General features: G+C 47.4%; 18 protein-coding genes. 11 read left to right on the forward strand and 7 right to left on the reverse strand.

Going from position 1 to position 19,935, the window contains the following annotated elements:
- The first annotated feature begins 61 nt into the window (after positions 1 to 61).
- From ACFS25_RS23105 to bla, 3 genes are read left to right on the forward strand one after another with little or no spacing between them, the layout of a single operon-like run.
- Entirely contained in the window at positions 62 to 1,243 is a 1,182-nt protein-coding gene (locus tag ACFS25_RS23105) for a cystathionine gamma-synthase family protein (protein ID WP_381505719.1), read from the forward strand.
- 14 nt (positions 1,244 to 1,257) lie between these two features.
- Positions 1,258 to 2,610 (forward strand): amidohydrolase, encoded by a 1,353-nt coding sequence (locus ACFS25_RS23110; protein WP_381505721.1) that lies wholly within the window; start codon positions 1,258 to 1,260, stop codon positions 2,608 to 2,610.
- A 50-nt stretch (positions 2,611 to 2,660) separates the two neighbouring features.
- Positions 2,661 to 3,716: a class A beta-lactamase gene (gene bla, locus ACFS25_RS23115; RefSeq protein ID WP_381505723.1), complete on the forward strand. Its 1,056-nt coding sequence runs from the start codon at positions 2,661 to 2,663 to the stop codon at positions 3,714 to 3,716.
- A gap of 12 nt (positions 3,717 to 3,728) precedes the next feature.
- Here the strand turns inward: bla and ACFS25_RS23120 are convergent, their stop codons facing one another.
- The 4 genes from ACFS25_RS23120 to ACFS25_RS23135 form a co-directional block, all read right to left on the reverse strand.
- Entirely contained in the window at positions 3,729 to 4,481 is a 753-nt protein-coding gene (locus tag ACFS25_RS23120) for a hypothetical protein (RefSeq protein WP_381505724.1), read from the reverse strand.
- A 131-nt stretch (positions 4,482 to 4,612) separates the two neighbouring features.
- Positions 4,613 to 4,993, reverse strand: a complete 381-nt coding sequence (locus ACFS25_RS23125; protein ID WP_381505725.1) for a tautomerase family protein — start codon at positions 4,991 to 4,993, stop codon at positions 4,613 to 4,615.
- Positions 4,994 to 5,088: 95 nt separating this feature from the next.
- Complete coding sequence (locus tag ACFS25_RS23130) at positions 5,089 to 6,510, reverse strand: MFS transporter (protein WP_381505727.1); 1,422 nt, start codon at positions 6,508 to 6,510, stop codon at positions 5,089 to 5,091.
- Between the two features lie 79 nt (positions 6,511 to 6,589).
- A complete protein-coding gene (locus ACFS25_RS23135; RefSeq protein WP_381505730.1) occupies positions 6,590 to 7,147 on the reverse strand; it encodes a TetR/AcrR family transcriptional regulator in 558 nt (185 codons plus the stop codon).
- 151 nt (positions 7,148 to 7,298) lie between these two features.
- On the opposite strand from ACFS25_RS23135, the gene ACFS25_RS23140 reads away from it, so the two are divergent.
- Entirely contained in the window at positions 7,299 to 8,063 is a 765-nt protein-coding gene (locus tag ACFS25_RS23140; RefSeq protein ID WP_381505733.1) for a M15 family metallopeptidase, read from the forward strand.
- A gap of 23 nt (positions 8,064 to 8,086) precedes the next feature.
- Here ACFS25_RS23140 and ACFS25_RS23145 read toward each other — a convergent pair whose 3' ends face one another.
- Both ACFS25_RS23145 and ACFS25_RS23150 read right to left on the reverse strand, forming a co-directional pair.
- On the reverse strand, positions 8,087 to 9,820 hold the full coding sequence (locus ACFS25_RS23145; RefSeq protein ID WP_381505735.1) for a hypothetical protein: 1,734 nt from the start codon (positions 9,818 to 9,820) through the stop codon (positions 8,087 to 8,089).
- Positions 9,821 to 10,084: 264 nt separating this feature from the next.
- Positions 10,085 to 10,948: a sugar phosphate isomerase/epimerase family protein gene (locus ACFS25_RS23150; RefSeq protein ID WP_381505737.1), complete on the reverse strand. Its 864-nt coding sequence runs from the start codon at positions 10,946 to 10,948 to the stop codon at positions 10,085 to 10,087.
- 221 nt (positions 10,949 to 11,169) lie between these two features.
- On the opposite strand from ACFS25_RS23150, the gene ACFS25_RS23155 reads away from it, so the two are divergent.
- From ACFS25_RS23155 to ACFS25_RS23185, 7 genes are all read left to right on the forward strand, one after another.
- Positions 11,170 to 12,318, forward strand: coding sequence for a glycoside hydrolase family 5 protein (locus tag ACFS25_RS23155; RefSeq protein ID WP_381505739.1), 1,149 nt, complete (start codon positions 11,170 to 11,172; stop codon positions 12,316 to 12,318).
- 266 nt (positions 12,319 to 12,584) lie between these two features.
- Positions 12,585 to 13,103 carry an RNA polymerase sigma factor gene (locus ACFS25_RS23160; RefSeq protein WP_381505741.1) on the forward strand — a complete coding sequence of 173 codons (519 nt, stop codon included), beginning with the start codon at positions 12,585 to 12,587 and terminating at the stop codon, positions 13,101 to 13,103.
- Positions 13,087 to 13,878: a HEAT repeat domain-containing protein gene (locus ACFS25_RS23165; RefSeq protein ID WP_381505743.1), complete on the forward strand. Its 792-nt coding sequence runs from the start codon at positions 13,087 to 13,089 to the stop codon at positions 13,876 to 13,878. The genes ACFS25_RS23160 and ACFS25_RS23165 overlap by 17 nt, the downstream gene beginning before the upstream one ends.
- Positions 13,879 to 13,908: 30 nt before the next feature.
- A complete protein-coding gene (locus ACFS25_RS23170; protein WP_381505746.1) occupies positions 13,909 to 14,688 on the forward strand; it encodes a DUF4097 family beta strand repeat-containing protein in 780 nt (259 codons plus the stop codon).
- 24 nt (positions 14,689 to 14,712) lie between these two features.
- A complete protein-coding gene (locus ACFS25_RS23175) occupies positions 14,713 to 15,411 on the forward strand; it encodes a DUF4097 family beta strand repeat-containing protein (protein WP_381505748.1) in 699 nt (232 codons plus the stop codon).
- Between the two features lie 186 nt (positions 15,412 to 15,597).
- On the forward strand, positions 15,598 to 17,340 hold the full coding sequence (gene ggt, locus ACFS25_RS23180; protein ID WP_381505750.1) for a gamma-glutamyltransferase: 1,743 nt from the start codon (positions 15,598 to 15,600) through the stop codon (positions 17,338 to 17,340).
- 231 nt (positions 17,341 to 17,571) lie between these two features.
- The gene (locus ACFS25_RS23185; protein ID WP_381505752.1) at positions 17,572 to 18,204 is read left to right on the forward strand and encodes a YciE/YciF ferroxidase family protein; all 633 of its coding nucleotides are present in this window, start codon (positions 17,572 to 17,574) and stop codon (positions 18,202 to 18,204) included.
- 123 nt (positions 18,205 to 18,327) lie between these two features.
- Here the strand turns inward: ACFS25_RS23185 and ACFS25_RS23190 are convergent, their stop codons facing one another.
- Positions 18,328 to 19,911: an amidase gene (locus ACFS25_RS23190; RefSeq protein WP_381505755.1), complete on the reverse strand. Its 1,584-nt coding sequence runs from the start codon at positions 19,909 to 19,911 to the stop codon at positions 18,328 to 18,330.
- Positions 19,912 to 19,935 lie beyond the last annotated feature (24 nt).

Raw genomic sequence — 19,935 nt, forward strand, 5'->3', positions numbered from 1 at the left:
GAATCACATGAATGAGTAACTGCCACCTTCCAATTACAGCTCAATAACCCAATCGTTTACAATGGATTTTTCGAAGTACAAAAAAAGCACAACGTCAGTATGGGCGGGTGAAACCGACCACCTTGCCAACGGTGCCATTACAACACCAATTGTGAAAAGTGTTGCCTTTGCCTATACTGATCTGGATGAATGGCATAACGTGGCAACGGGTAAGGCTGACGGCTACATTTATAGCCGCAATACAAACCCCACCGTACACGTACTCGAAGAAAAAATCCGAATTTTGGAAGGTGCCGAAGCCGCAACGTCATTCGCTACGGGGATGGGCGCGATCAGCAATACGTTGTTTGCGCTCTTGGGACCGGGAAAACGCGTTGTTTCGATTAAAGATACGTACGGCGGAGCCAGCCGACTCTTTCTGGATTTCCTCCCTCGTTATCAGATAAATGTTACGCTTTGCGAAACCGTAGATTTTGACGAACTGGAAGCCGAAATTGCTAAAGGTTGTGACGTTCTCTATCTGGAAACGCCCACCAACCCTACCCTGAAAGTTGTCGATATAACACGGCTGGCAGCGGCAGCTAAAAAAGTTGGCGCCATTACCGTAGTCGATAACACGTTTGCTACTCCCATCAATCAAAACCCGCTGGCGCTGGGCGCGGATTTGGTCGTTCATAGCGCGACAAAATTCTTGGGTGGCCATTCCGACGCGATGGGTGGCGTGCTTTGTGGAACAAAAGAACTGGTTGACAAAGTATTTCAGTTTCGGGAAATCAACGGAGCCAGTCTTCAGGCCGATCCGGCTTATATGATTGCCCGTGGTATGAAAACGCTGGAACTTCGCATTGAACGACAAAATGCATCGGCACTAAAAATTGCTCAGCATTTGAAGGCCCATCCTAAAGTCAGTGATGTCTTTTATCCGGGCCTCGAAACTCACCCCGGCCATGCTATTGCCAAAGCACAGATGTCGGGATTCGGCGGCATATTAAGCTTCTCATTACATGGCAGTTACGACAATGTGAAAAAGTTTCTACCGAAACTCCAATTTGTCCATCTGGCAGCCAGTCTGGGATCGGTAAGTACATTGGCCGGGCCGCCACGAACCACCAGCCACGTAGAACTCACCGAAGAACAACGAAAACAGCTTGGCATTCCCGAAAGCCTGATTCGTTACTCCGTCGGTATTGAAAACGTTGACGACCTAATCGATGATTTAGATAACGCCCTGTCCTCTATATAATCCACCGCTCACGCATGAACCTCTTTTACAAACCACTTGCTGGCTGCCTACTGGCCGGGCTGGTACTGCCGTTTGGTAGTTTCGCCCAAACCAATCCGACGCAGCAGACCAGTAGTTCCAACGCAACCGCTTTACTGACCAGAATGGATAAAGTTGCCGATGGACTAACCACAAAGGTTGTTGACTGGCGACGTGATATTCACCAAAATCCCGAACTGGGGAATCATGAGTTTCGCACAGCGGCTAAAGTAGCGGCCCATTTGCAGTCGTTGGGAATCGAAGTAAAAACAGGCGTGGGCAAAACGGGGGTCGTGGGGCTGCTCAAAGGGGGCAAACCGGGTCCAGTTGTGGCGTTGAGGGCAGATATGGATGCCTTGCCTGTAACCGAGCGCGTTGATTTACCGTTCAAATCGACCGTTACAACCGACTACAACGGGAAAACGACGGGAGTGATGCATGCCTGCGGTCACGATTCCCATGTGGCCATGCTGATGGGTGCCGCCGAAGTGCTGGCATCGGTACGGAGTGAGTTACGAGGCACCATAAAGTTTATTTTCCAGCCCTGCGAAGAAGGTCCGCCAACCGGCGAAGAAGGTGGTGCCAAACTAATGGTCAAAGAAGGTGTACCGGATAACCCTAAAGTGGATGTTATTTTCGGACAGCATATTGCTTCTGGAACCGCTCTTGGGCTATTTACCTACCGGCCCGGCAGCGTGAGCGCGGAGAATGACATCTTTAAGATAACCATACACGGCAAACAAACGCATGGGGCTGCTCCCTGGTCAGGCGTTGATCCGATTGTTACAGGAGCACAAATTATCATGGGGCTGCAAACCATTGTGAGCCGAAATATGCCCCTCACCGAACATGCCGCCGTGTTGACAATAGGTGCCTTTCATGCCGGTAATCGGGAAAACATTATTCCGGAAGAGGCAACGATGATCGGTACCATCCGAACACTCGATACGACCATGCGGAACACCATATACCGGCGCATAAAGGAGGTGGTGACGAGTATTGCAAAGAGCGCTGGTGCTACTGCCGAAGTCGCCATTAGTATGGAAGATGCGATGCTTGTCAATAACCGGGAGTTAACGGCAAAAATGGTTCCCACGCTACAGGCATTAGCCGGTATGCCAAACGTTCTGCTGGTTCCGTCGGGTATGGGCTCTGAAGATTTTGCGTACTTTGCGCAGAAGGTTCCTGGCTTCTTTTTCAGCACGGGTGCCCGACCGAAAGACAAAAAGCCGGGTCAGATACCGCATCACACCCCCGACTTCCAGATTGACGAAAGTAGCTTTGGCCTGGGTGTAAAAGCACTATGCCATCTGACGGTGAATTATATGGAGCAAAAAGCAGGGCAATAAGGCGACCACGCGAATTTGTACCCACGATACAATAAACACCTCTACAACCAATGAATCTAACTCTTACGAAACTCACCTCGCTACTACTTGGCGTTATGCTTCTGGGCAGTGTGCCGGGCATAGCACAAACTAGCTTATCCACGAAAAAAGCGCCGGACGTTGCCACGCAGCGGCTGGATCAGGAATTAGAGCGCATCGCGAAATTAGCCAAAGGCAAAGTTGGCATTTGTGCGATTCACCTCGAATCCGGCAAACAGGTGAGTCTAAATCTACAGGAGCGATTTCCGATGGCCAGTACGATTAAAGTAGCCATTGCTGTTCAGCTATTTACCCTAATTGAAAAAGGCGAATTATCCCTGATGACGATGGTCGATCTGCAACCCTCCGATCTGCATCCGGGCAGTGGCACGTTAGACGTTCTCTTTGCTAAACCCGGCGTTCAATTGTCCGTTCAAAATCTGCTGGAACTGATGATGGTCATTAGTGATAACTCGGCGACGGATATTCTGCTTCGCCTGGTAGGTGGCACAAAAGCCGTTCAGGATCGCCTGAAAACGCTGGGTGTTCAAGGTATGTCTGTCGATAGAAGCATCATTCAACTACTGGCTGACCTTGACGGTATCACGCTTCCCTCCTCCGATCAGTGGACGCTGGGCTTCTACGCCAAGCTAGACAGTGCGACTACACCAGAGATGAAACGGGCTGCGGCTATCAAACTAAAAACAGACCCCCGCGATACATCGACTCCCGAAGCAATGGTTAATTTACTGGCCCAAATCTACCGGGGTACGGCATTAAAACCTGAAAGCCGGGCACTCCTGCTGGGTGTGATGGAACGCTGCCGGGGCGGAGCCGCGCGACTCAAAGGCTATTTACCTCCATCGACTGTTATTGCCCACAAAACCGGCTCACTGGATGGCAGCGCCACCGACGATGTAGGCATTATCACCTTGCCGGGCGATGCAGGCCATATTGCCATTGCCGTTTTTGTTGGTGACTCGCCCATGCCGCTGGCTGAGCGCGAGCAAACAATTGCCCATTCTGCCCGATCAATTTACGATTACTTTTTATACCAGCCACCCGCTATGCCTACTTCTGCCCGTTGATTGGCTTGTGAATTACCATACCCTACTGGCGGTTAGATTAATGAGCGCGTTGACGATAAAGGCAAGACCGAACGAGAGGGCAACCGAAAACGAAGGCAGTAGAAAAGCTTGCAGAAAGAGAAAAGTGGTGAAACCCAGTAATCCCATAACAAGTCCCCGGAGTGTTGTGATGGCGGCATTACTACCCTGAAGGGTGTGCGAAAAAATAGCCAGAACAGATGTCATGATAGGAAATGGCGTTAGGATGCCACTCCAGTTGGGCCCCAAGACACTGGCTAATCCGGTAATGGCCAGCACAAACAGGGTAGCCACAGCCATGCGAATGAGAATATCGAAAGGCAAGCGCCGGGTTGTGGTTACCTGCTTAGTTGGGGCCGGGAAAAACCGTAGTGCTATTAAGGTAGAGGTTATTACAAGCGAATAACTTAGCCATAAATTCAGCTGCAAATAATTGAAAAATAGAGCGGTAGCGGTATAAACCCCATACGCCAGCAGAAGAGTGGGAAACCAGCTTAGTTTTCGGGAAAAGGTCGAGTAGCTAAAGCAAAAGCTGATTAAGGCCAGAATCCCCGTCATTGCTCCCTGAATCGACTGAATGCCAAATGTCTTTCCCTGTTCAAGAATAAAAAACAGTAAAGTTGGCCCGGCAGTCCACGGCATACTACCAATCAAGCCTCCTATTTTATTGCCCCACTTCCGAATCGCCAGTGTGACCAACGCAATGACGCCGGGAATGATTGTTAACTTAATGAGGAGAAGGTTCATCTGTATTCCTGACTATAACTGACGCCTAAATTAGCCTAAAAAGCATAATTATACACGTTGCTCGCGGAGACTGACAGGCGCGAGAAACGTACTGATACTACTTTTTGGACTAATTCACGACCTAACAAGAGTCAGGCATGAAGAATGACGCCATTAGCAAAAGCCCAATTCTCCCACGCGGTTTCCTGAAAGCTCACCATCACATCATTAAGATTTATATCGATGGCGTCGAGATCAAGCATCAAATCAGCGAGTATCTGACGCTTGACCTTTACACTTCGTCCGACCGAGAATAAGATTTCAATGATAATAAAATCGGCGCTTCTGGGATTGGTCAGGTCGGGATAGGTTGGATTATAAATGAAATTTTCTTCGTCTAATTCAATAATGCGCTGAAATCGGTCTTCTGATGAAACGCCACTTTTCACTAGAGATTGGTGAATGGCGTCGCCGATACTTCGTTTATGCGCAGCTGATTTTCCCTTTAGAAGTGTTACTGTGATTAGTGGCATGATTGAGTTTATTACAAGATTTCAGATATGTTCGCTTAGTTATAAATTCACTATTATAAGTAGTAGGCGAGTTGGGCTATTAGAGCAATTTGTTATTATTCGGCTGGTAAGATTATGGCGTTAGTCCGTTTTTCATCCGGCAGTCGGTAGAGCAGATAACTGACCAGGAAAAGACAGACAATTTCAGCCCAAAGACTTGACTGAAAAGCATATAAGTAGTGACAGTTGCCAGGACTTGCTTTTAGCGTCGAGAAAAACAAACCGCCAATCAGACTCACACCGAGTGCCGAAGCCGTTTGCTGAGAAGTGGAATACATGCCTGATGCTGCCCCGGCAAATTGGATAGGAATACTTTTGAGGGCCATGTTTAATAAAGATGGTAACACAAATCCACTCCCAAATCCGTAGGGAACCAACAGAAGAATAATGGTCCAACGGGGTGATTGCAAGGTGAATAAATTCAGTTGTAGCAAGAGCATAACTACCATTATGACCACCCCTATTTGTAAGACTATTTTTCCGTGACGCACCACCAGTCTGATCGAAAGCAGGGATGAAATCATAAAGCCCAATCCCCAAAGTACGAAGTTAAGCCCGGCTTGATAAGGCGGAATGCCCATTCCGTTTTGGAAGTACAACGTGCAGATTAATAGGTAAGACGTATGCACCATAAAAAAGAATAAGGTGGCTAAAAGGGCTATATTAAAATCGCGAAAGAGAAATAGATTCATGTTGACGAGTGGCGCATGTCCTCTTTTCAACTTGCCCTGTTGATGCCGGATGAAGTAATAAAAAACGCCGAAAGAAGTCATCAGCATACAGATTGTCCACCAGGGCCAACCCGTTTCTCGCCCCTGAATGAGGGGGTAAATCAAACACACTAATCCGATGGTTAAAATAACGGTGCCTGCGTAGTCGAAGGACTGTTTGCGATTACTGACGGTTTCGGGTAGATAGACGACCGCAGCCAGCAAAGCGAGTATACCAATGGGTAAGTTGATAAAAAAGATCAGTCGCCAACCGGCAATAGCAAAGTGACTTTCTGAGAAGTACCCTCCTAAAAATTGACCCGTAACTGACGCAATACCCAGTGTAATGCCGAAAAGACCAACGGCCTTTGTTCGTTCTGTTGGCTGAACAAACAGCACTTGGATGTAGGAAATCGTTTGTGGCACCATAAAGGCCGCACTGATACCCTGGAAAAAACGAGCCATGTTGAGCTGAAGGGGTGATTGGGCTAACCCGCACAAACAGGATGTTAGTGTAAATAGAGCCATACCCCATATAAATACCTTTTTACGGCCAAATACATCTCCCGCTCTACCACCCGTAATCAGGAAAGACGCATAGCCCAGGAGATAGCCAGCAATGACTAATTGCAGTTGCCCGTCGGTAGCGTGAACGCCGTTTTTGATAGCAGGAATGGCGACATTGATGATAAACACGTCTATTACGGAAAGCAGGGGAGCTAATAAAACCACCGCGAGCGCAACCCATTTTGAGTTATTTTCTTTCATATTGAATAGATCAGTCTGTCTATATTAGGAAAAAAATTAGACTATTATCATTGCAATTCTGTCTATACGGTAGAAAGAATTAAAGAAATTTTTCCACGATTGTTTTTCCGCTGTCCAAGGCTACCGAATTTTTAGCAATGGCTCCATTTATGGCCCCTCCTTCGAGCAGCAAAAAAATCATATCGGTAAGCTGTTCGTCAGAAAGTAGCGGAGAATGATCTACCTGCACCACAAGTTGACCAACTAAATTTTTCACCCGCTCTTTCTGAGCTTTTACTAAGTCCGCTACCCTGGTTTCCTCCCGGCTTACTTCGGCACTGATTTTAAGAAACTGACAGCCCCCATAGCTTGTCTTTTGCTGCCGCCAAACACGGTGATCGAATAAGCTCAACAGTTTCTCTCTTGGATCAGAAATAGGCGCCAAAAACGCGTCAAGCTGGACAAACCAATTGTTCTCTGCTTTCTCAAGATACGCCATCAGTAAATCCGTTTTGGAATCGAAATGATTATAGAGCGAGGCTCTGGCAATCTGTGCTTCGTCTATAATTTGATTAATCCCGGTTAGATTATAGCCTTGCTGGTAGAATAGTCTTGAGGCTACGTCAACAATCCGATCTTTTACAACTGACTCTTTCATGGTGGACAAACGTACAGCTATTTTCCATAGTAGACAAGTCTATCTACTTACATATATCTAACTTATGCCGTTCTCAATAAAGCTTCCTTCTCGGCAAGTGTTCCAGTTAGGTCTAAAATGCTTACTTTGAGGCACACAACCTGCTATTTATATGAAAATGCGCTTAAACAATCGTTTGTGTTTACATGGTCTATTGGTACTTTTCTGGTCACTCGGCCTGCTGGAATCGGCTTTAGGACAGCCAACTCCAACTACGTACGATCTTCCTAAAAGCAAGTATGGCCTTCCGGTAGTGGGTGATGTAACGATATACCAAAAAATTGTAGCGGCTGATTCTGATAATGAATTGGTGGACATGCGTCAACTCATTCCCGATGCTCACTTCGACGTTACGTACGCCACCAACAACAACATTGTGAAGCGGAAGCTCTACCCAACCGCCGATGTATTTATGCGTAAACCAGCCGCACTGGCGCTTCGTCAGGCTAGTGAAAATCTCAAAAAGCAGGGGTTCGGTTTAGTGCTCTTCGATGGGTATCGCCCGTATGCCGTAACCGTACTTTTCTACGAAGAAATTAAGGATACCACCTTTGTAGCCAACCCGCACAAAGGCTCACGGCACAACCGGGGCATGGCCATTGACTTGTCATTGTACGACCAAAAAACGGGTAAACGCTTATCCATGCCATCCGATTACGATGAGACAACTCCCCGTGCTTTTCATAATTACATGAAATCTGATAGTGCTTCATTGGCTCACCGCGCCGTTTTACGGTCGGCGATGGAGCAGGTTGGTTTTGCCATCTTTCCGTGGGAATGGTGGCATTATGATTTTCAGGGATGGGAAAGTTGCTTTACCTACGATTTGTCTCACAAAGCGATTCGGAAGGCCAATAAAACCTTGCACAAAAAATAAGGGGCAAAGTAATAGTATCGAATTCATTGGCCTAACTGAAGCCGGGCATTCTGACCGTACTGCAACGTGACACCCGCCGTAAAGATCATCCGAAATCCGTAGGCAACGCTGTTAGCTGGAATTATCACCAGGTGTTTCACTTGCAACACGTCGCTACTAGTGGGCACCCGATTGCCCGACCATACCGAAGGATCTGTCCAGTTGCCCGTTTTAAGCGTGTACATCAGTTGGGAACTGGTTTCTATGGTCACGACCACAGCCGTCATTGGGGCTACGGTAACACTGAAACTGGTCGGATTTGACAGCGAAAGGGCTGTGGGTGAACCTTTTGTAAAGCTACCGCTGGTGGCTACCTGGGCGTTGGCATAGTAAGTGTTGGCTACGTAGTCATAGCGACTGGTTTGTGGCCTGAGCGTTTGATAACTGGCTGTATTAATTACCACGCCGGGAATAGTCACGCTGGCGTTGATTGTGTTGGTAAAGTCTTTGTTGATAAGGGTAACTTTTATGATCTTACCATCATCCGAACTGGTAGCAAAATAACTGGTTCGCGGATTGGTGGTTGATGCAGATGGCGTAACCGTCAACAGTCGCTGATTTTTCGCTCCGTCCACAAAGGCCAGTAAACCGTAATAGATGGGTGCGATTCTATAGGAGGAAGTTGAAACATTTGGTCCCCAGTCGATGGCAGAATAAACACTGGAACCCGACGAATGGAAATTAACGCCACTCACGCCATTGGCGGCAAGGGTATACAGATATTGCAACGCCCACAGAGCCGATACATACGTGTGCGATACATTTGTGGTATCGGAGGTGCCAGTGGCGGCACTACTCGTTTCAGAAAATCGCAGAGGAACATTTTTTGCCTGAGCCAGTTGGACTACGTACGGAAACTGCGTAGCCATAAAGGTTTTCGGAGCGTTATTAAAGTTCATAAGCGTATCTGCCGCAGCATCACGCGATAACGTGTTAGAATTGTTGCCCAACCCATAATTGTGTACGTTCAGGGCAGCTAATGGCCGACTGCTGCCCGAGTTATTGACGTAGTCTGTAAAGACCTTATTCCATGTCTGATTTTGGGCACCATAGTATTTTTGAGCACCATTATCAAGTCCGCTGATGGGTATAGCCGGGTTAGCCGCTTTGATCGCATCATACATGGGCAGGTAATCTTTTATCATGCAACTGTCTGGCGTATAGGCAGTCGTTCTAAATACCCCCGCGTATAAATAAGACTCGTTTCCCAGACTCAGGCTGTGAAGTTGAGCACTATACTTGTTCATGATATAGGTTGCTTCAGATACCGCATTGGCGGGCGTATTAATCGGCAGATTGATGGTATAAATGCCTTTCCAACCTATCTCCGACAGAAACGTAAAGAATTTGTCGGTATCATCCGAATACGTTGCCCGAACGTTGGTGCTGCTTCCCCTTGTTGTGTTTTGCCAGACCATCCGATCGTCGGCGGTAAACCCACCAAGCCGGATAACAGAATGATTACTGATGTTGGCTAACAGGTTTTTAAAGCGGGCATTACCATTTGTCCCGCCTTTCCAAAAACTACCCAGCTTGCTCCAATAGCCGGTTGACAAAGTATACTGCTCCATGCTGAAACCGACAAAATCTTCGTTGACCCGATAGCCAGCAGTTGCCGCATCAACGCTTAAACTCACAGCTATTGTCTGGGCTGACACATCCAGACACGAAAGAAAAACAGCCATCCAGAAGCCACTAACAAGCCATTTAAATTTCATAGCGGACATAGATTGTCGTGAGCAAAACGAAAAAGCGCAGAGGCCCGTCTGAGTCGGCAAACGGTATAAAAAGGAAGCAAACGAAAGTAGAAAACAACTAACCAATATATGAACTACCCAATCAAGTTTCGCGGATAAATGCAGAATGGCAACCAGTCACTACAAAAAACGGCGGCTAATCAGATGAGATCAGCCGCCGTTTTCTACTTTATAAAGGTACTCTGTTTGGTAAAAAGTACCGAATTATCACGCTTGCAATTCGTACTATTCCTTCAAACTTTTCAAATACGCAATGCTTTTTGGCATTTGTTCGTATTCGTGATTGCTTTCGTCTTCAATGAAATAATGCTTGACACCAGCTTTTTTCGCTAAACGTAAAATTTCCGGAATATTCACTTGGCCGTCGCCGAGAGTTACGTCGTTTTCGGCAGGCGTACCACCCGTCAAATCGCCTTTGATACCTTTTTTGAGGTCTTTCAGGTGCATTAGTTTGTACCGGCTGCCATATTTTTTCAATAATCCAACGGGATCGGCACCGCCGTGCTGCGCCCACAAAATATCCATCTCGAACGATACGTATTCGGGATTGGTATTTTTGACGATATAGTCATACAAGGTTCCGTTCTCGTAAGGCTGAAATTCGTAGCCGTGGTTATGATAGCAGAATGTTATGCCTTTTTCCTTCAGGGCCTTTCCCACCCGATTGAAATCTTCAACAGCTTTCTTCGCATTGTCGAGCGTGAAATTACCTTTTTGATGAGGAATCCAGGCCACCATCACAAAGGTGGCTCCCAGTTCTTTCGCATTTTTGACAGCCTCTTCCGGGTCTTTCACAATCTGTTCGTAACCCGATCCTGTCGCCGGAATTTTAATCCCGCGCTCGTCGCATAATTTTTTAAATTCTTCACCGGTCATTCCCTTTGGCGCGCCCCCTTCCATTTCGGTAATGCCCAGCGCCTTGATGGTATCTAAAGTAGCAATGACGCTCTTGGGAAAGCTTGCTCGATACGTGTACGACTCAACGCCAAGTGGGAAGGTATAGAGCGGTTTGCCTTTTTGGGCAAAGCTGTTTGCTCCACCAAGTACTAATGTCGTTGCCAGACACAACGAGAAAAAGGTTTTTTTCATAGTTATAGGTTTTTCTTTTTTAATCGCTTACAGCATCATTAGCCGTTCCAGCGGTGAGTACCATGTAGGTCAACGACGGATTTTTCGTAGCCGTCGAGGTCATGCAGACGCCATCGGTGAAAAGGTAAAACTTCTCCTATAAGACAATAGACCCATTATTTTTACTGTAAGTTAACTTCTGACCAATAAGTAGATTGGCAATTTGCCCTGCTCTATCATTCATGCAACGAAGGACGTTTATTCAAAACACCGGCCTGCTTACAGCCGCCCTGAGCGCAACCGGACCGGGACTTTTAGCCACATCGCAACCAGAAACCGTGGCAAAAAATAAGCTGCCAAGATGGAAAGGCTTTAACCTACTGGATTTCTTCTCGCCCGATCCATCGAAAAGTCGACGGGCTACCGAAGAGGACCACCTCAAATGGATGCAGGACTGGGGCTTCGACTTTGTGCGGCTCCCCATGGCCTATCCGTATTACCTCAGCTTCGACCGGAGTCGCAACATTACGCCTGACGAGGTGTATAAAATTGATCAGCAGGCCGTTGACCGGATAGATCGGCTGGTTTCTCTGGCGCATAAACACAACCTGCACGTTAGTTTAAACTTGCATCGGGCACCGGGCTACTGCATCAACGCGGGATTTAACGAGCCTTATAATCTATGGACCGACCAGGCCGCACTTGATGCCTTTTGTTTTCACTGGGCTATGTGGGCCAAACGCTACAAGAATGTATCGTCGCAGAAAATAAGCTTCGACCTATTGAATGAACCCAGTATGCGGGCCGACATGAACGACCAGCTTTCGCACCGTAGTTCCGTACCGGGCGCAACCTACCGCAGGGTGGCGCAGGCGGCTTCTAACGCCATTCGAAAGGAAAACCCGAAGCATCTGATCATTGCCGATGGAAACGATACAGGCTCTTCAGTTATTCCCGAAATCACCGATCTAGATATTGCACAAAGTTGCCGGGGTTATACTCCGGGTATCATTTCGCATTACAAAGCTCCCTGGGCCAACAAAGACCCCGATCATCTACCCGAACCAAAATGGCCGGGGCAGGTCGGCGACAAATACTTGAGCAAGGCTATGCTTGAGACCTTCTACCAACCTTGGATTGAGTTAGTCAATAAAGGTGTTGGCGTTCACTGTGGCGAGTGCGGTTGCTGGAACAAAACTCCGCACGATGTATTTCTGGCCTGGTTTGGCGACGTGCTCGACATTTTGTCATCACACCAAATTGGCTTTGCTCTTTGGGAATTCATCGGCGATTTCGGCATTCTGGATTCTGGCCGCACTGATGTAGCCTACGAAGATTGGCACGGCCACAAACTGGACCGCAAACTGCTGGATTTGATCAGGAAGGCTTGACAGGTATCCTTAAGACTATTTGGATACGATAAATTACTTAAAAAGTAATTTTCAGTCAGTGTGATACGACCCCTTCGGGGTCAACTGTTTATAGCCAAAAGATCACATTAGAAAACCATGCGACCCTATCGGGCGCTCATCTAACATTTACGTCTTACTTTTCTACACGTATTATATCCCTTCGGGATGGATTGAATCTGCCCACTCACAAAATAAATCGCTCTAATCTGTAATGTTTCTCTGGCTCAGTCGTCTTTGTCATTGAAATGGATCTACAAGCCTTCAAACAACGGATACTACCTGTACAGGGACGCCTTTTTCGGCTGGCGCAGTTATTTCTGCGCAACCGCGAAGAAGCCGAAGATACCTTGCAGGATGTATTGCTACGGCTTTGGACCAACCGGCAACAGTTAGATGCCTACCACAGTGTAGAAGCACTGGCGGTACAGATGACCAAGAATATATGCCTGGATAAGCTCAAAGCACACAATAAGCAAAGAACAACCGACGGAGCCGACGTGCTTAGTGTGCAGGCCGAGGGGGTTTCTCCCTATCAGCAGGCCGAGTTAGTCGACAGTGCCAGTCTTATGTATCGGCTGATTGACGACTTGCCAGATCAGCAGAAACTCATTCTCCATCTTCGTGATGTTGAGGAATACTCCTTCGAGGAAATCGAACAGGTAACGGGTCTTAGTATCAACAACATTCGGGTGATTTTATCACGGGCACGTCAGCGTCTGCGGGACAATTACGCAAAAACCAACGATTATGAAGCAGGACATTGAAAAGCTGCTGGAACGCTATTACGAGGGAGAAACATCGCTGGCTGAAGAAAAGCAGTTACGACAGTTTTTCCAGCAAGAAACGATTCCAGCGCACTTACAGAAACATGCCGGGCAGTTCCGTTACTTCACCGACGCCCGAAATCAGCAGCCCTCACTGGCGTTCAGCAACCAGCTAGCCGCCAAACTGAATAGTCCAAAATCAGGACGAGTTATTAGTCTGACAAGCTGGAGTTTACGACTGGCTGCCAGTGTAGTTTTGCTGATTGTTGGATTCGCGGGAGGAATAGTTTATGATGATTGGCGATCAGGTAAACCCAGCGCGCTACTAACTAACTCGTCGGATGAGGGGACGCCAGTTAGGGAGATGAAGAAAGTGCTGGCATTCGAACAATCACCCAAAACGTCGGCAAGTGAACGTATTCAGGCGGTCAATCAAAGTTATGAACTCGCCCAGGCAGATCGGGACATTACGCAACTGCTCATTAATACGCTGAACTTCGACGCCAATGTGAATGTGCGGCTGGCGGCCTGTCAGGCGTTGGCGCGCTTCGAAAACGAGCCGGATGTGCGCGACGCGCTGGTTCAATCGCTCCAAATTCAAACAGATCCCAACATTCAGATAACGCTCATCGACATACTGGTGAGCATTAAAGAAAAGCGAGCCGTCCATGAAATGCAGCGGCTGGCCCAGAACCAGCAGATCCTCAACGTGGTACGGCTCAAAGCCGAAGAAGGCATCAGCCGCCTAAACCGAGTCACAAATTCACCCTCATAGATCAGTCCTACCAATTATATAAAACAACTCATGAACAAGATTCTTTTGATAAGTGCCAGCTTTTTGTGGAGCATAACCACGATCCAGGCCCAGGAATACAGAACCAAATTGGCGAATGCCAAAGACCGAAAAGTAACGATTGAGATGGATGCTGTCCATCTAAAAATTGAAGGTCATAACAGCGATGAGGTTATCATTCAGGCTTCCTCTGGGTATGAGGCTCCCCCCGAACGGGCCAAAGGGCTAAAACCTATTTACAATTCGGCAATCGATAATTCCGGCATTGGCTTGGCGGTGACATCAGAGAATGGGGGATTAAAAATTGAGAAAGCTACCCGCAAACAAATTAAGTACACCATTAAACTCCCCCGAAAAGTGGCCATCCTATATCAGGAACCCAGCTGGCAGGGTTCGAGCATCACCATCAGCAATATGGATGGTGATCTGGAAATCCGCACCAACAATGCGTCCATTGACCTCAACAACATAACGGGGCCTGTCGTGGCAAACACCATTAATGGAGAAGTTAAAGTCGTTTACTCAGCTCTGAGTCAGGACAAACCAACGGCTATTTCGACCATCAATGGCCCAGTCGATATTACGTTACCTGCCAGTACCAAGGCGAATATGAAGCTACGGTCAATTAATGGAGAAATGTATACCGACTTTGATCTGGGTGTAAAAACGACGAAAGAAGGCATGTCGAGAGTGGGTGGCGGTCATGAGATCGACGGTACGACAAATGGCGGTGGCGTTGATATGCAGCTTAAGACCATTACCAGCAATATCTACATCCGGAAACAAAAGTGATTTAAATCTACCCCCTTCAATCTCATGAAAAAATTTGTCTGTTTTTTACTGCTCGGCCTGCTCATCCGCCCAGCGTTTGCTCAGAAAATCATCGAAAAGACGCTGCCCGTAACTGCTAACCAGCTTGTAAATCTCAACCTGAAATTTGCTGACAGTATTCGGGTTCGTTACTGGGATAAACCAGATGCGTTGGTCCGAATGGCTGTTACTATCAATGGAGGAAAACTTAATGACGCCTTCCTGGTGACAACCGGCTCTACAACGCAGGAAGTCAGTCTCAAAACCGATTTTGACAAAGAATTGATCAAGCACGGCAACCCGGAGGACTGTCCCAACCAGCGCAGTTCCTGGAATAGTGAACGTGACGGCAAGCATTATTCTGTGTGCAGCGAAATCAATTATCAGGTTTTTCTACCCCGGAATGCTCAGCTGAAACTCGAAACGATTAACGGCAATATTGATATCGAGGGCGCAACAGGACCGGTGTTTGCGAAGACTATTAGCGGTTTTGTTGATATGAACTGGCCTAAATCGAAAGGAGCCAACGTAGCCATGAAAACCGTTACGGGAGAGGTCTACTCCGACTTGACTATCGACTTCAAGAGTAAGAGACCGAAAAACCCGATGGTAGGCTACCTTCTGGAGGGAACACTAAACGGTGGAGGGCCAACGGTTCGTCTGGAATCCATCAGTAACAACATTTACCTCCGGGAAAAAGATTGAGATAGTCTTGGCTTAATTTAACCCTTATAATCTAATTCCGTGACCCGTGGGCAAGTAGGCTCACATGAGCCACGGAATTATTTTTTTGTATCACCTTACTGTATGAGTAGACGTACATGTTAACCACCCTATATATGTAGTACAGTAAACCTACCACACATTGTTGGGACTAAACTACATTTTTGCATGAATACATCTGGCATCACGTATGTTTTAGGACTGCTTTGGTTAATTACATCTCCTCTCTACGGACAATCGACGGGTAAAGGCGACCGGATTACGGGGCCTAATTTCGCAACCCGTAGCCCAATATTGGGTCGACATGGGATGGTCGCTACTAGTCACCCGCTGGCTACACAAATTGGGCTGGACATACTTAAGCAGGGCGGAACGGCGGTCGATGCAGCTATTGCCGCCAACGCAGCACTTGGTGTTATTGAACCCAACAATGGCGGCATCGGTGGCGATTTATTTGCCATCATCTGGTCGGCGAAAGACCACAAATTGTACGGACTGAATGCTAGTGGACGTTCGCCGAAAGGATTGACGTATGATGGCTTGCGGGCAGTTCTGGGAGAACGTCCGCAAATTCCTCTCTACGGACCGCTTTCGGTGTCAGTGCCCGGTGCGGTAGATGGTTGGTTTACGCTATACCGTCGTTTTGGCAAATTGCCCATGCGTAACCTGCTAACACCAAGCATCCGGTATGCGCGCGAAGGCGTTCCGGTTCCGCAGGTAATTGCCTATTCCTGGCAGGTAGCGGCTAGCCGGTTGGCCGCAAATGAAGCCATCATCACCGAGTTCAACAATTTCCGCCAGACGTTTTTGATCGATGACAAAGCTCCCGTTGAAGGGCAGCTATTTCGGAATCCAGACTTGGCAGCTACCTACGAAAAAATAGCCAACGGCGGGCGGGACGTTTTTTATAAAGGTACCGTTGCCGACGCTATTGACCGCTACGCCCGCCGAGCGGGTTTATACCTGCGTAAAGCTGACTTATCCGCTCATCAGAGTACGTGGATTGACCCCGTATCGATTAACTACCGAGGGTATGATGTTCATGAATTGCCGCCGAATGGTCAGGGAGTTGCGGTGTTGCAAATGCTGAATGTTGTGGAAGGCTTCGATCTAAAAAGCCTGGGGCATAACAGCGCTGATTATTTACATCTGCTCGTAGAAGCTAAAAAGTTGGCGTTTGAAGACCGGGCTAGGTATTATTCCGACCCAGACTTTGCGAAAGCGTCTACCAACTGGTTGTTAACCAAAGAATACGCGACTATTCGACGCAAATTAATTGACCCTAAAAAGGCATCTGAACGCCTGGATGCAGGTGACCCGGCTCTCCGCGCTGGCGATACGGTATACCTGACCGTAGCCGATGATCAGGGAAATATAGTGTCGCTGATTCAAAGTAATATGCTGGAATTTGGTAGCGGTATGGTTCCCGACGGACTGGGCTTTGTCTTTCATAATAGAGGCACAAGTTTTAATATGCAGCCCAATCATGCCAATGTGTATGCGCCAGCTAAACGGCCATTTTCGACCCTTATTCCCGGTTTCGTCACCAAAAATGGAGAGCCTTTTCTAAGTTTCGGAGTTATGGGCGGGGCGATGCAACCTCAGGGTCATTTGCAGGTGCTGTGTAACATTATCGATTTTGGCATGAACGTTCAGGAAGCGGGCGATGCAGCTAGATTTAGTCATTCAGGGAGTAGTGAACCAATTGGAACGGTCATGACCGACGGTGGTAAACTAGCTTTAGAAAGTGGGATTTCTGCCGAAGTCCGAATTGATTTGGAAAAACGTGGGCATCATTTAGCACCAACCGATTTCTTCGGCGGATATCAGGCCATTCAGTGGGATGCCATCAACCGAATCTACTGGGGAGCTACCGAAATGCGAAAAGACGGGCAAGCGGCAGGCTATTAATCTCAAAAACCAAGATCTATTTTAGTGTGGGAACAACACTCCATATTGAGAATTGCCAATTAAGTATAACTACCCTACGGGATAATGGGGTTGATAATCTGCTACAAATTGTGTAGAAAAATATAACCATATTGTCGTAAATAAATTTACAAGTGCCAGACAGTCAATAACTGGCACAGAATTAGTAGCTAGTTCAGCAATAAACGATTTACATTAAATTACTCAACCGTTATGACAGCTTTGGCAGATAGAATAGCAAGTTTTTTTAGTGGTAATGATTCCACTACTGACGAAGGATTACGCGACTTGTTTATAAGTGAATTAAAAAGCGTTTACTACACGGAGAAGCGAGCCGTTGATGCACTGGGCGAGCAAGCTGAAGCCAGCACGACAAACGAGGTGGGTACGGCTTTTTTGACCCATCAAAACGAAAGTCACAATCAGGTGGAACGGTTGGAGGAGATTTTCAAGATTATTGGCATAAAAACCGAAGTGCTTACATCGGATGCCATTGATGGGTTGATTAGCGATGCCAGACGAGTAATTTCGGGTACAGAGCCGGGTTCGCTAACACGTGATGCAGGGCTGATTATTGCCGCCCAAAAGATTGAGCATTACGAAATTGCGGCTTACGGTTCACTGCTAACTTTAGCCAATATTCTGGATTTCAGCCAGTCGGCAGAATTGCTCGCGAAGACGCTGGAAGAAGAAAAAGAAACGGATCGGAAATTAACAGTTCTGGCAGAGTCGTTCGTTAACAATCGCTCCAAAGAAGAGGAAGACAAACACCCCGGCAGTCATCATACCAGCCGTCATATACCAACTAGCTCTGACGTTACGCTGGGTGGCCCACTAGGTATTTAGTTTACGATGATTAATCTCGTTCTTATTTGCTGATCTGGTTTGACCCCGATGGGGTCAAACCAGATCAGCAAATGGTAATAACCGGGGCTGTTTGCTCAGCACGACAAAACCGAACTCCAGTTATTATTGAGCAAGTACCGCTTTATGTTTCCTTTTCGACAGGGATGGTGTGCTTTCTGGCGGTCGGCGGTGGTGCGTAGCTTGCTCATAAGCATAGCATAACCGAATGAGCGTTGGCTCACTGTATGGTCGGCCAAAGAACTGTAATCCAGCAGGCAATTGATCGTATGTGAAGCCCATCGGCACCGAAAAAGCGGGGAACCCCGTTGGTGGCGATAACGCATTGTTGTTGGTTCCCGAAGGTGTGTTTAAATCACCAATGAGCCGGGGTGGGTAGCTAAACGATGGATAAACCAACACATCTACCTGCGTCGAATCCATAGCTCGTAACAGTAATTGGCGAAGTCGTTCGCGTAACGCCAGATTTTTCGCCCACCCTTTATGGGCTTCGGGAGCCAGCGTATCAGCCTGAGCATCAAGCAAAGACTTTTCGAGATAAGGGTGAAATTGCTTCGATTTTATAATTGACGCCAGCGTTTTGTGCGGAGCATTAGGTCCTAAATTGGCTAAATACAGATTGAAATCGCGCCTTAATTGAGGGATAGTATCAAACGATTTATTGATTGTATCCAGTTCTGGCACCCGGACCGAGTCAATTACAATAGCACCGGCGGCACGAAGTTCATCCAATGCCTTATTAAACAGCGCATATACTTGAGGATCAGAATTTTTCGACGTACACAACTGACGAAAAACACCAATACGAGCACCCTTCAGTCCATTTTTATCCAGAAACTGGCGGTAAGTTTGAGGAATTTTTCCCTGGTTCTGCCTTGTCACGGTATCAGCTTTGTCATACCCCACAATAACGTCCAATACGCGCACGGCATCTTCTACCGTCCGGCAAATTGGCCCACCCGTATCATTGGTCATGGACAAGGGCGCAATACCGCTGCGGCTAACGAGGCCCAACGTCGGGCGAAACCCAACCAGACTTTGGTGAGCAGCAGGCCCGCGAATGGAACTTCCCGTATCGGTACCCAACCCGATTGTGCCAAAATTAGCCGTCACGGCAGCCGCCGTGCCCCCACTCGACCCGGCTGTTGTCCGCTTGGTATCATACGGATTTCGTGAGTACCCCGGCAGAATAGAACTTACCGAAAACTGCCCCGACATGGCAAACTCAGCCAGGTTCGACTTCGCAATGATAATAGCTCCTGCATCCCGAATTTTCTGTATTACATAGGCATCGTAGGGTGGAATTGACTTCTTCATCGCCAGCGTACCATTTGTCGTCGGCATGTCGAAGGTATTATAATTGTCTTTCACGATGATTGGAATACCGTGTAGCGGACCCACTAGTTGACCCGTCGCTTTGTAGAGCGAATCGAGCCGACGCGCTTCGCTCAACGCTTTTGGATTCACCATAATGATGGCGTTTAAATAAGGGCCCTTTTTGTCGTAAGCATCAATCCGGTCCAGATAAAGCTGAACCAGTTGAACTGCTGTCAGTTTGCCAGCCTGCATAGCTTCGTGCAGGCTGGTTATGGTCGCTTCAGGCAGGTTTTTGGCCTTGATAGATTGACCACTGACCGACGTAATCAGAGTCACATAAACAAGTAAAAGAGGAAGTATGTATTTCTTCATTTAGCAGAATAAACTATAACTTTA

The sequence above is a fragment of the Spirosoma flavum genome (assembly GCF_042686045.1).
GTDB classification, from domain to species: domain Bacteria; phylum Bacteroidota; class Bacteroidia; order Cytophagales; family Spirosomataceae; genus Spirosoma; species Spirosoma flavum.